The sequence below is a fragment of the Bacillus thuringiensis genome (assembly GCF_022095615.2).
In the GTDB taxonomy this organism is placed as follows: Bacteria; Bacillota; Bacilli; order Bacillales; family Bacillaceae_G; genus Bacillus_A; species Bacillus_A cereus_AG.
Genome location: NZ_CP155559.1, coordinates 4,422,215 through 4,435,131, shown reverse-complemented (window position 1 = coordinate 4,435,131; position 12,917 = coordinate 4,422,215). Strand labels below are relative to the sequence as shown.

Below are 12,917 nucleotides of genomic sequence, written 5' to 3'. Positions count from 1 at the left end.
TGTTAACGGGTAATGAATATGGAATGGTTGGAACAATTATTAGGAAAAGAGTGGAGTCTTGTACCGGCTGGTGGAGTAACGGGCGATGCGTATATTGCGCAAAACGGACAACAGAAGTTATTTTTAAAGCGGAATACATCGCCCTTTTTAGCGGTATTGTCAGCAGAAGGAATTGTTCCAAAATTACTTTGGACAAGAAGGGTAACGAACGGTGATGTAATTTCTGCTCAAAAATGGCTTCCGGGACAGAAGCTAGAGCCAGAGGATATGAAACTAGAACGTGTTGCGAAACTTTTGAAGAAAATACACTCCTCTAAAGCGCTTGTACAGATGATTCAAAGACTTGGGAAGCAGCCGCTTCACGCACAAGAGTTATTACAACAACTGCAACTTGTTTTAAGAGGAGATATAAGGGATGATGAAACAATTCAGCAAGGCCTTCAATATTTAATGGATTCATTAAAAGATATTGAATACAATGAATTCGTTGTATGCCATTGTGATGTGAACCATAACAACTGGCTATTGTCGGATGAAGATGAGTTGTTTTTAATTGATTGGGATGGAGCCGTAATTGCTGACCCAGCTCTAGACCTCGGTATGTTATTATATTGGTACATTCCGCGCCATGAATGGAGCGAGTGGCTCGAATATTATGATATTGAAATGGATGAATCGCTGCTTAGGCGTATGAGATGGTATGTAATAGCACAAACGATTTTGTCTATGCAATGGCACACAACAAAAAAACAGCAAGCAGAAGCTGAATATTGGCATCAATATTTACAGCAACTACTTGCTTCAGAGTAATACTTAAGAAAAATTGTCCATTCCAGCAATCCACTGAGTAAGTTGTTCTTGATTATTGGAAATGTGGTTGTCCAAATTAGAGGAAGATTTACCCGATTGACTATAAGAATATACATCGTTTAGCATGGATTTAGCGTCACTACTTATACTATCGTTTGCGAGTAACGATTGAATGAGACGCTCTAATTGCTCGCATTCAGAAACTGTCCCGCAACAATCACTTTGGTGATTGACTAAAATATCTTTCAGCACTTCTAATTGATGTTGTTGATTAATTGGCATGAACGGATCATCCTTTCGATTGTTTTTCTCTTCAAATGTACGAGAAAAAGCTGTTTCGTCATGGAATGTTTAATGCTGTATGTAGTTTTTATCAAAATGGTACATCTTATACTTGAAAGAAACGGACCGAGTGCTCGTACGTACTTGGTTTTTTGTTTGGGAGATTGATTAAAACAGAGAGAAGGAATTATTCCTTTAAAATAGCTATGTAAAGAGAGGGAGACATCTATGCGTTTAAGACATAAACCATATGCAATGGATCGAATTAATGAGTATTCACATATCGTAATCGGAAACCCAGAGGAGCGCGCTGGTAACTGGAAAGAAGTATTTGGAAATGAACAACCAATTCATATTGAAGTAGGTACAGGTCGTGGCCGCTTTATGTATGATATGGCAAAAGCAAACCCACATATTAATTATATTGGAATTGAAAAATTCACAAGTGTTGTTGTAGATGCACTTGATAAATTAATTGAAGAAGAAGTACCGAACTTAAAGTTAATTAATAAAGATGCTGAAGATTTAACAGTTTTCTTTGCAAAAGGTGAGATTGACCGCGTTTATTTAAACTTCTCAGATCCATGGCCGAAGAATCGTCATACGAAGCGTCGTTTAACGTATAAAACATTTTTACGCAATTATGAAGAAGTGTTAGTAGAAGGCGGAGAAATTCATTTCAAAACAGATAACCAAGGTTTATTTGAATACTCTCTAATGAGTATGGCTGAGTATGGTATGTTATTAACTTACCTGAGCCTAGATCTTCATAATAGTGATTATGAAGGAAACATTATGACAGAATACGAAGAGAAATTCTCAAGTAAAGGTCATCGTATTTACCGAGTTGAAGCAAAATATCGTACAGAGCCTATGCAGTAATGCATAGGTTTTTTTATGTCTAAAATAATCAGAATTTTATGTTAAGATTATTTAAAAGGGGGATGTGTAATGGAACAGTTACAAATTGGAGATATAAAAGTAACGTGGTTAAAAGGCGGGAATACACATTTAGATGGAGGGGCAATGTTTGGTGTTGTGCCGAAAGTACTTTGGTCACGTAAATATAAACATAATGACACAAATCATATTTATTTACGAACAGATCCGTTACTTTTACAAACGAAAGACGGAAATATGTTGATTGATTCAGGAATAGGAAACGGTAAGTTGAATGAGAAGATGAAACGAAATCAAGGTGTAACAGAAGAATCATCGGTTTATGAATCGTTAGAAAAACAGGGATTAAAGCCTGAAGATATTCATTATGTTTTAATGACACACCTTCATTTTGATCATGCATCTGGCCTAACAAAATGGGATGGGGATCACCTTGTACCAGCATTTCCGAATGCGAAAGTTTACGTAAGTGAAACAGAGTGGAATGAAATGAGGAACCCAAATATTAGATCCCGTAATACATATTGGAAGGGAAATTGGGAACCGATTGTAGATCAAATTGTTACGTTTCAGCAAGAAATAGAAATTACAGATGAAATCAAGATGGCACATACTGGTGGTCATAGTGATGGACATGCAGTCATCATTTTGGAGAGTCAAGGGGAAACGATGCTACATTTAGCAGATCTCTTGCCGACGCACGCGCATCAAAATGTATTATGGGTAATGGCATACGATGATTATCCGATGACATCGATTGAAAATAAACAAAAATGGATGGAGTATGGTGCTGAAAAAGAGGCGTGGTTTACGTTTTATCATGACGCATATTATCGTGCTGTGAAGTGGAATGAGGAAGGGCATATCGTAGAAAAAATAGAACGGAAAACGAGTATAGAAGCATAAAAATAGGAGGTTGTTCCATCATATTTATTGGAGCAGCCTCTTTTTTATTGTCGGGTTTTGTCGGTAAGTCGATATATTTAAAAAATCGCTGATATAATTTTAATCAATACCCACAATTTCAAAAAATAAGAGGTTCACCTAATGGGAACCCTCCTTTTTATGCTGCTATAACCTCTAAAACAGTACCTGTTTTAGCATCAACTAAAAATTCAAATCGTTCTTGTATATCATCTAACATCGTTGTAAGACCGCCGCGATACACTTCGTATGCGACATCATATTTTTCAAATGTCTCTGGAACCATATGTACCCAAGAGCCAGTAATTTCACCTTTATGACTTAATGCTTGTTTCACCATTTTCAATGCTTTTTCTGAAGAAATATGGGATTGTTCTTGTACTTTGTTTGCAACAAGATAACCAGCTGCGAACCCAACGCCAAGACCTGCTACTAAACCTTTCCAGCTCATATATTCACCTCAATTCTATAAAATAAAAATAGTGTACCAATAATAATTATAAAGCAAATACAGCTAAAAAAGAAGAAACTAGAAACATTTCGAAAATTTCGTTACAATAAAAGAGGTATTCTACTAAGGTTTGAAAGAAGGGGACTTCGTGAATAAAGAGACATTACAATTATTTCGTACGTTAACAGAATTACAAGGTGCATCAGGTTTTGAACATGATGTACGCCGTTTTATGAAGCAAGAATTAAGCAAATATGCGGATGAAATTGTACAAGATGGTTTAGGTAGCGTATTTGGTCTGAAAAAAGGGGACGAAACTGGCCCACGTGTTCTTGTAGCAGGTCATATGGATGAAGTAGGTTTCATGGTTACGCAAATTACGAAAAACGGAATGCTTCGTTTTCAAACGTTAGGCGGCTGGTGGAGCCAAGTGCTATTAGCGCAGCGCGTACAAGTGATGACGAAGAATGGTCCTGTTGTTGGGGTTGTTGGTTCTATCCCTCCTCATTTATTAAGTGACGCGCAACGTGCAAAACCGATGGATATAAAAAATATGTTAATTGATATAGGTGCAGATAGTTATGAAGATGCGATTGAAATTGGTGTAAAACCAGGACAACAAATCGTGCCGATCTGTCCGTTTACGCCGATGGCAAACGAAAAGAAAATTATGGCGAAAGCTTGGGACAACCGTTACGGATGTGGCCTTGCAATCGAATTATTAAAAGAATTAAAAGACGAAACATTACCAAACACATTATACTCTGGTGCGACTGTACAAGAAGAAGTTGGTCTTCGCGGTGCACAAACTGCTGCAAATATGATTCAACCAGACATTTTCTATGCGCTTGATGCAAGCCCAGCGAATGATGCATCTGGTGATAAAACGCAGTTTGGTCAATTAGGAAAAGGTGCTCTTCTTCGTATTTACGACCGTACAATGGTCACACATAGAGGAATGCGCGAATTCATTTTAGATACAGCAGAAACACACAACATTCCGTACCAATACTTTATTTCACAAGGTGGTACAGATGCAGGCCGTGTACATACAAGTAACTCAGGTATCCCATCAGCAGTAATTGGTGTTTGTGCGCGCTACATTCATACACATGCTTCTATTTTACATGTTGATGATTATGCGGCAGCGAAAGAGTTAATTACGAAGCTTGTAAGAGCAACGGATAAAACGACATTAGAAACAATTAAGAATAACGCGTAGAGAAGAAGGGCTGAAGAGCCTTTCTTTTTTTAGGTGGAAGAGATACCCTATCGATGAGTGGTGGCCGTGCTCCCATGTATAAAGAGTAATTTGATTAAGGTAAGATATATAGAGGTGAATGAAATGAAAGTAGTAGTTGGATCGAAGAATAAAACGAAGGTTGATGCTGTGGAGAAGGTTTGGAAAGATGCTGAAATTACATCTCTTTCTGTTCCTTCAGGAGTAGCAAACCAGCCGTTTTCAGATGAAGAGACGATGCAAGGAGCGGTTAATAGAGCGAAGCGAGCGCTACAAGAAGGAGAAGCTCAAATTGGTATTGGGTTAGAAGGCGGCGTAATGAAAACGGAGCACGGTTTATTTATGTGTAACTGGGGCGCGCTAGCAACAAGTACCGGTAAAACATTCGTTGCAGGCGGTGCACGTATTAAGTTACCAGCCGATTTTTTAGCACCTCTTGAAGAGGGTAAGGAGTTAAGTGAAGTGATGGAAGAGTTTGTACAGAGAAAAGATATTCGTAGTCACGAAGGTGCGATCGGTATCTTTACAGATGATTATGTCGACCGCACGGAATTATTTGTACACGTTGTTAAGTTACTTGTTGGGCAATATAAGTATGACGAAAAGCAAGCATAAACCTTGCACCATGTGCGATGTATGGTAGTATAAAAGAAAGATTATAACATGAAAAAAAGCACTCGTTAGAGGAGGAAATATAGATGAAATCATTAGAAAGCATGGAGCAATTCCAACAATTAAAAAATGAAGAGAATGTAGTCTTTATGTTCTCAGCAGAATGGTGCCCAGACTGCCGTTTTGTAGATCCATTTATGCCAGAAGTAGAAGAGAAATATAGTGATTTCTCATTTTACTATGTAGATCGTGATGAGTTTATTGATCTATGCGTAAAATTAGACGTATTTGGCATTCCGAGCTTTGTAGCGTACAATAAGGGTGAAGAAACAGGTCGCTATGTAAACAAAGATCGTAAAACACAAGAACAAATCGAAGAGTTTATTGAAGGTTTAAAATAAGGCAATTTGCCAATTGAATTGTAAAACAACCTCTACCTTCGCGGGGGAGGTTGTTTTTTTGGAAGGGAGGAAAAAGAGATGAAGATGACAAGTAAAAAGATGAAAGACGAGTTAATGAAGAAATTATCTCGCCCAGAATGGGACTTTCAGTATGATAGCGAGAAAGAAGTTCTACGTATAGAACAGAAAGACTCGAAAAAGGGTATTAACGTATCGCTTCCAGGAGTTGTGGCAAAATGGGAAGTGAATAAAGAAAAAGCAATTGAAGAGGTTGCCTATTACGTACAAGAAGCGTTAATTGCGATGCATAAAGAAGAAAATAGCGCAGCGAAAATTTTACCTGTTATTCGCTCTACTTCTTTCCCGAAACAAGCAGAAGAAGGAAATCCATTTATTATGACGGATCATACAGCGGAAACACGTATTTACTATGCGCTAGATTCGAATAAAACGTATCGACTCATTGATGAGCGTCTATTACAAAAATTAGAACTTACAGAGCAACAAGTGCGTGAAATGGCATTATTCAACGCTCGCTCATTAGGTTATGAATTTAAACAAGAAACAGTAGCAGGGAATACATTCTACTTTTTAAACACAAACGATGGGTATGATGCGACGCGTATTTTAAACGAATCGTTACTACAATCGATGCGTGAAAAGATTTCTGGTGACATGGTTGTTGCTGTTCCTCACCAAGATGTATTAATTATTGCTGATATCGTCAACGAAATCGGTTATGATATTATTGCACAAATGACAATGAAATTTTTTGCCGAAGGGCATGTTCCGATTACATCACTTTCATTCGTATATGAAGATGGAGACTTCGAGCCAATCTTTATTTTAGCGAAGAATCGGAAGAAGACAGATGGAAAAGAGAAAGGATGAACGAAGTGAACGTTTTTTACAACCTTGAAGGAATTGGTGACACTCTAATTGTTGCCTTACAAGATATTACTTTAGAGAACCGTACTTTTGATCGCAAAGGAGATGTTGCACGCGTATACGATCGTGAAAGCAATGAGACAGCTGGATTCAACATCTTTAATGCGTCTTCTTACTTAGAAGTAAAAGAAACAGGTAACCTAACATTAACGAAAGAATTTGTAGAAAAAATCAACGGAATTTTAGCGAAGAACGGCTTTGAAGAAGCAGTAGAAGCAGATCTTTCTCCAAAATTTGTTGTAGGCTATGTAGCTGAAAAAGAGAAGCATCCAAATGCTGATAAGTTAAACATTTGTAAAGTAGAAATTGGTACAGAAACATTACAAATCGTATGTGGCGCACCGAACGTTGATGCAGGACAAAAAGTGGTCGTTGCAAAAATCGGCGCTGTAATGCCAAGCGGTATGTTAATTAAACCAGCTGAACTTCGCGGAGTTCCTTCTTCAGGAATGATTTGCTCAGCACGTGAATTAGAGCTTCCAGATGCTCCACAAGAAAAAGGTATTCTTGTATTAGAAGATAGCTTTGAAGTTGGACAAGAGTTCAAATTTTAATTGATGTAAAAAAGAGAGGTTGTCCTTTTGGACAGCCTCTCTTTTCTATTGAATCGTTAATATATTGCGAGTTGTGATAGGTATATGTAGAAAATCGTTCATATTCATAAGGGTGTCACCTTTTTTCTTAAAATCTATATTGTATTTTATAAACAAACTAGTTAAAATTTAGAAAAATAGAAGGGGATAGACGTATGAAACAACAACTAAAAATTGCAGAACTTCTGAAACGAATTGAAACTTCAAAACAGCAAGATATCGAACTAGATTCTTATGAAATATATGTGTTTAGCGAAAATGAATTAGAAAAAGGACAAATCGGTTACCGATATGATAAACATAAAAACTCATTAATAAGTGAAGAAAACGGTAAATGGCAGGAAGAATGGATTGTTATTGGATATGAAACAGATATGGGGGATCCAGTTTTCGTAAATGTGGCTGATGATGCTTATCTAGTTTATACTGCAGAGCGCGGTACAGAAGCGTGGCAACCCGTTCATATTGGAAATATGGCTGAGATTATAAAACAATTATAAGAAAAACTTTGAGACCGGTGCAAAGTGATGGGAGAAAAACATGAAGCATATAAAAATAATGAGCATGATTGCATTCATTGGAATATATATGGGAGGTTGTTCGCAAGAAGGGCCGAAAAAGGAAGTAACATCTTCTGTGCAGGAAAAAAACAAAGATAACAAGGAAGACGCACCGGTAGAAAAGCAGCAAGCAGAACAAGAAAAGAAAGAAGAACCGCAAGCAGTTCAAACGAATGAGCAAGTGGAGCATAAGCAGGAGGAAGTGCCGGCTGAGGAAAAGAAAGAGGAAGCCACGCCAGTGCAGCCAACGGAGCAACTGCTGCAAAATAATGAACAAAAAGTAGAGAGTAATGAAAAACAAGGAAAGTTTCTTGTCGTTATTGATCCAGGGCATCAACAAAAAGCGAATTTAAATTTAGAGCCGATTGGGCCAGGAGCAACGACGCAAAAATATAAAGTGACAGATGGTACAACTGGTGTTGTGACGAAAAAAAGAGAGGCTATTCTTGTGTTAGAAATGGCTTTCATATTAAAAGAAAAGTTAGAAGCGAAGGGAATACAAGTATTAATGACGAGAACGTCACAAGATGTGGATATAAGTAATAAAGAACGCGCGACATTTGCGAATGACTATAAGGCGAATTTGTTTTTGCGTCTTCATGCAGATGGTTCTGAAAATCCGAATCAAAGTGGATTTGCTGTATTAACGCCGGCAGAAGGAAGTCCGTATACGAAAGAGATTTATGCTGAAAGTCTTCAAATCTCTCAAACGATTGTAAATAAAATGAGAGAGAATCAGCAAGTGAAAGTAAATGGAATTAAATTCAGGGAGGATCTTTCTGGATTTAATTGGGCAAAAGTTCCTGGCGTATTGTTAGAACTTGGGTTTATGTCAAATCCTGAAGAAGATAAAAAATTATCTGACCCACAGTATGTAAATTCTTTATTGCAAAGTGTAACGGATAGTGTAGATGAGTATCGGAAGAGTAAAGCTTAAACGCAGTCTTACATGGAAGGCTGCGTTTTTCCATATGAAAACACTCGTAAATTAGAATGTTATGGATAAATATGACATGCTTAATTTTACCTGCACTTTTTGCCGAATGCTGATACAATAAAGGATGTTACTATTTAGTAGAAAGAGTGGTAAGCATGTTAGATTGGATGAAAAAGCTGTTTAACAAAGAGGAAGAACAAACAGCGATAAATAAAGAAGTACCAAAGCAAATCGAAAGTCAGCCGAAGATCCCTCGTGTAAACCACTACACTGAAGCAAGAGAAGCACAAATGGCAAGTAGGAATGCAGGTAAATGCCGTTTTCCATTAGTACCGGATAATGGGTTCGATGAAGAGGATGTTATAGCAACAGGGCATTTTGAAGAACAACCTGTTCAAGTTGTAACATATGAAAATCAGCCTACTCAAAGAGGGGTCAAAGTGGAAAGAAGTAGACGACAGTATGTGGAAAAGGTAGTTTCTACATATGAAGAGCCGGAAGTACAATATGAACCGGAGCGAGAGCCTGTCGTAAAGAAAGCATCTGCACCTTCGCAAGAAAGTAACCGTAGACCATTTCGTCCAACAGAAATGATTTCGCCAATTTACGGATATAATCGTCCTTCTGTAGAGAAAAAGGTAGAAAAGCAGGAGGAAAAAAAGGAAAGAGAAGATCTTGAAATATCTGTAGAGGGCAAATCAGTCGTTGATGCATGGTTAGAGAAAAAAGGATATACATTATCTGATTTCTCAGAAGGACAAGCAACGAATTCTTCCAGTCATGAAGGAGTTGATCAGCTAGGTCAACAGAGTAAAAAGGAAGAAAAGTCAGTTGTCGATCAATGGCTAGAGAAAAACGGTTATGAAATTGAACGCCAAGAGCCTATAGTAGAAGCAAAAGAAGTGGTTCAAGAAATTAGTGCACCGCAGGAAGTTCCAACGGCTGAATTACTTCATCAAACAATTGCTGAGCATATGGAAGACGCTAAGCAAGAAAGTGATGTAGTGGTCCGAAACATTCTACAAGCGGAATTAGTAGATTCTAAAGTAGAGCAAGAGGATACAACATTATCAGAAGAAATTAAACGTAATACAGAAATAGAACAACCTACTATTGAAGTAGAAAAGCAAGCTCCAGAAGAATCAGTGATTGTCAAAACAGAAGAAAAACTGGAAGAAACAATCATTGTAGAAATACCAGAAGAAGTGGAAGTAATTGCAGAAACAGAAGCTCTAGAAGAAGTGGAAGTAATTGCAGAAACAGAAGCTCTAGAAGAAGTGGAAGTAATTGCAGAAACAGAAACTCTAGAAGAAGTGGAAGTAGTTGCAGAAACAGAAGCTCTAGAAGAAGTGGAAGTAATTGCAGAAACAGAAGCTCTAGAAGAAGTGGAAGTAGTTGCGGAAACAGAAGCTCCAGAAGAAGTGGAAGTAATTACAGAAACAGAAGCTCTACAAGAAGTGGAAGTAATTGCAGAAACAGAAGCTCTAGAAGAAGTGGAAGTAGTTGCGGAAACAGAAGCTCCAGAAGAAGTGGAAGTAATTACAGAAACAGAAGCTCTAGAAGAAGTGGAAGTAGTTGCAGAAACAGAAACTCTAGAAGAAGTGGAAGTAGTTGCAGAAACAGAAGAGCTAGAGGAAGCGGAAGTAATTGCAGAAACAGAAGAGCTAGAGGAAGCGGAAGTAATTGCAGAAACAGAAGAGCTAGAGGAAGCGGAAGTAATTGCAGAAACAGAAGAGCTAGAGGAAGCGGAAGTAATTGCAGAAACAGAAGCTCTAGAAGAAGTGGAAGTAGTTGCGGAAACAGAAGAGCTAGAAGAAGCGGAACCTGTAGCACTTGAGGAAACGCAGCAAGAAATGTTGTTAAATGAACAAATTAAACAAAAGAATGAGTTCATACATGTTACTGAGGCTGATGAACAAATGAAAAAAGATGTTCAAAGCTTTGCAAATGTTTTAATTGCAGAAGAAGCACCAGTTGCAGAAGAACAACGAACTGTAGAAGAAGCACCAGTTGCAGAAGAACAACGAACTGTAGAAGAAGCACCAGTTGCAGAAGAACAACGAACTGTAGAAGAAACGCCAGTTGTAGAAGAAGCACCAGTTGCAGAAGAGCAACGAGTTGTAGAGGAAACACCGGTTGCAGAAGAGCAACCAGCTGTACAAAAAGAAGAACCAAAACGTGAGAAAAAGCGTCATGTCCCATTTAATGTTGTTATGTTGAAACAAGACAGAACGCGATTAATGGAAAGACATGCGGCTAGAGCAAATGAAATGCAATCTTCTATGAGTGAACGAGTAGAGAATAAGCCTGTACAACAAGTGGAAGAAAAACCAGTGCAGCAAGTAGTGGTAGAACCACAAGTGGAAGAGAGACCAATGCAGCAAGTAGTGGTAGAGCCACAAGTGGAAGAAAAGCCAATGCAGCAAGTAGTGGTAGAGCCACAAGTGGAAGAAAAGCCAATGCAGCAAGTAGTGGTAGAATCACAAGTGGAAGAAAAACCAGTGCAGCAAGTAGTGGTAGAACCACAAGTGGAAGAGAGACCAATGCAGCAAGTAGTGGTAGAGCCACAAGTGGAAGAAAAGCCAATGCAGCAAGTAGTGGTAGAATCACAAGTGGAAGAAAAACCAGTGCAGCAAGTAGTGGTAGAACCACAAGTGGAAGAAAAGCCAATGCAACAAGTAGTGGCAGAGCAAGTACAAAAGCCAATTTCAAGTACGGAAGTACAAGAGAAAGCATATGTTGTAAATCAAAGAGAGAACGATATACGAAATGTATTGCAAACACCACCGACATATGCAATTCCGCCATTAACATTGCTATCAATTCCACAGCAAGCAGCGTTAGATAATACGGAATGGTTGAATGAACAGAAAGAATTATTAGATACAACGTTTAATAATTTCCACGTTGGTGCACATGTTATTAACGTATCGCAAGGTCCAGCGGTAACTCGTTTTGAAGTACAGCCAGACCCAGGTGTGAAAGTAAATAAAATTACAAATTTAAGTGATGATATTAAGCTGAGTTTGGCTGCGAAAGATATTCGTATTGAAGCGCCGATTCCGGGGAAGAGTGCGATTGGAATCGAAGTTCCAAACAAAGAAAGTAAGCCAGTATTCCTTCGTGAAATTTTAAGAAGTCCTGTGTTTACAAAGAGCGAATCACCGCTTACAGTTGCGCTAGGGCTTGATATTTCAGGCGATCCAATTGTAACGGATATTCGAAAAATGCCACACGGACTTATTGCGGGTGCAACAGGTTCTGGTAAAAGTGTGTGTATTAACGCAATTTTAACGAGCATTTTATATAAAGCAAAACCGCATGAAGTGAAGTTAATGTTAATTGATCCGAAGATGGTTGAGCTTGCACCATACAATTCTGTTCCACATCTTGTAGCACCTGTTATTACGGATGTAAAGGCTGCTACAGCTGCATTAAAGTGGGCAGTTGAAGAAATGGAGCGTCGTTATGAATTGTTTGCGCACGCGGGTGCTCGTGATTTAACTCGTTACAATACGATTGTAAGTGGGCGAGAAATTCCAGGAGAGACATTACCTTATATCGTTATTGTCATTGACGAGTTAGCCGATTTAATGATGGTAGCACCTGGTGATGTGGAGGAAGCGATTTGTCGTATTGCGCAAAAAGCACGTGCTTGTGGTATTCATTTATTAGTAGCAACGCAGCGTCCGTCTGTAGATGTTATTACAGGTTTAATTAAGTCAAACATTCCAACGCGTATTGCGTTTACTGTATCATCTCAAGTTGATTCGCGTACGATTATTGATATTGGGGGCGCGGAGAAATTACTTGGCCGTGGTGATATGCTATTTTTAGGAAACGGTACGTCTAAACCAGTTCGTGTACAAGGTGTATATGTATCGGATGATGAGATTGAGAAAACAGTTGATCATGTGAGAAAGCAAATGAAGCCGAATTACTTATTTAAGCAAGAGGATTTATTAGCGAAAACAGAACAAGCTGAGTCGGAAGACGAATTGTTCTTTGATGCATGTCAATTTGTTGTAGAACAAGGGGGAGCGTCCACATCTTCTGTACAGCGAAAATTCCGCATCGGTTATAATCGCGCGGCACGTCTCATTGAAGAGATGGAATCGCAAGGGATTATTTCTGAAGGAAGAGGAACGAAGCCGAGAGATGTCCTTATTTCTGAGGATGAATTCGCTGCTATGCAGGAAACAAATGTATAGTAAACGGTTTTGCTGTATACTAATAGAAAATGTTGGATAGTAAAGTAG

The 12,917-nt window shown here is 38.4% G+C and carries 13 protein-coding genes; 11 read left to right on the top strand and 2 right to left on the bottom strand.

Annotated elements, in window-relative coordinates:
- The first annotated feature begins 12 nt into the window (after nt 1-12).
- Entirely contained in the window at nt 13-810 is a 798-nt protein-coding gene (locus KZZ19_RS22985) for a phosphotransferase family protein (RefSeq protein WP_002096266.1), read from the top strand.
- 3 nt (nt 811-813) lie between these two features.
- Here KZZ19_RS22985 and KZZ19_RS22980 read toward each other — a convergent pair whose 3' ends face one another.
- A complete protein-coding gene (locus tag KZZ19_RS22980; RefSeq protein WP_088098040.1) occupies nt 814-1,092 on the bottom strand; it encodes a YtzH-like family protein in 279 nt (92 codons plus the stop codon).
- Between the two features lie 228 nt (nt 1,093-1,320).
- On the opposite strand from KZZ19_RS22980, the gene trmB reads away from it, so the two are divergent.
- Both trmB and KZZ19_RS22970 read left to right on the top strand, forming a co-directional pair.
- Nucleotides 1,321-1,974: a tRNA (guanosine(46)-N7)-methyltransferase TrmB gene (gene trmB, locus KZZ19_RS22975; RefSeq protein ID WP_001239384.1), complete on the top strand. Its 654-nt coding sequence runs from the start codon at nt 1,321-1,323 to the stop codon at nt 1,972-1,974.
- Nucleotides 1,975-2,043: 69 nt separating this feature from the next.
- Complete coding sequence (locus KZZ19_RS22970) at nt 2,044-2,898, top strand: YtnP family quorum-quenching lactonase (RefSeq protein WP_237981568.1); 855 nt, start codon at nt 2,044-2,046, stop codon at nt 2,896-2,898.
- Nucleotides 2,899-3,055: 157 nt separating this feature from the next.
- On the opposite strand, the gene KZZ19_RS22965 is transcribed toward KZZ19_RS22970, so the two are convergent.
- Entirely contained in the window at nt 3,056-3,367 is a 312-nt protein-coding gene (locus KZZ19_RS22965) for a PepSY domain-containing protein (RefSeq protein WP_000118541.1), read from the bottom strand.
- Nucleotides 3,368-3,515: 148 nt separating this feature from the next.
- On the opposite strand from KZZ19_RS22965, the gene KZZ19_RS22960 reads away from it, so the two are divergent.
- The 8 genes from KZZ19_RS22960 (at nt 3,516) to KZZ19_RS22925 (ending at nt 12,869) form a co-directional block, all read left to right on the top strand.
- Nucleotides 3,516-4,589: a M42 family metallopeptidase gene (locus KZZ19_RS22960; RefSeq protein ID WP_048528744.1), complete on the top strand. Its 1,074-nt coding sequence runs from the start codon at nt 3,516-3,518 to the stop codon at nt 4,587-4,589.
- A 123-nt stretch (nt 4,590-4,712) separates the two neighbouring features.
- Nucleotides 4,713-5,222 carry a DUF84 family protein gene (locus KZZ19_RS22955; RefSeq protein WP_098343346.1) on the top strand — a complete coding sequence of 170 codons (510 nt, stop codon included), beginning with the start codon at nt 4,713-4,715 and terminating at the stop codon, nt 5,220-5,222.
- 83 nt (nt 5,223-5,305) lie between these two features.
- On the top strand, nt 5,306-5,620 hold the full coding sequence (locus tag KZZ19_RS22950; RefSeq protein WP_000838193.1) for a thioredoxin family protein: 315 nt from the start codon (nt 5,306-5,308) through the stop codon (nt 5,618-5,620).
- Between the two features lie 78 nt (nt 5,621-5,698).
- The gene (locus KZZ19_RS22945) at nt 5,699-6,511 is read left to right on the top strand and encodes a DUF1444 domain-containing protein (protein WP_000784602.1); all 813 of its coding nucleotides are present in this window, start codon (nt 5,699-5,701) and stop codon (nt 6,509-6,511) included.
- A complete protein-coding gene (gene ytpR / locus KZZ19_RS22940) occupies nt 6,508-7,122 on the top strand; it encodes a YtpR family tRNA-binding protein (protein ID WP_237981569.1) in 615 nt (204 codons plus the stop codon). The genes KZZ19_RS22945 and ytpR overlap by 4 nt, the downstream gene beginning before the upstream one ends.
- Nucleotides 7,123-7,316: 194 nt before the next feature.
- Complete coding sequence (locus tag KZZ19_RS22935) at nt 7,317-7,661, top strand: thiamine transporter (RefSeq protein WP_088098035.1); 345 nt, start codon at nt 7,317-7,319, stop codon at nt 7,659-7,661.
- 40 nt (nt 7,662-7,701) lie between these two features.
- Nucleotides 7,702-8,658 carry an N-acetylmuramoyl-L-alanine amidase gene (locus KZZ19_RS22930; protein WP_237981570.1) on the top strand — a complete coding sequence of 319 codons (957 nt, stop codon included), beginning with the start codon at nt 7,702-7,704 and terminating at the stop codon, nt 8,656-8,658.
- 155 nt (nt 8,659-8,813) lie between these two features.
- On the top strand, nt 8,814-12,869 hold the full coding sequence (locus tag KZZ19_RS22925) for a DNA translocase FtsK (RefSeq protein ID WP_348638008.1): 4,056 nt from the start codon (nt 8,814-8,816) through the stop codon (nt 12,867-12,869).
- The last annotated feature ends 48 nt before the right edge of the window (nt 12,870-12,917 follow it).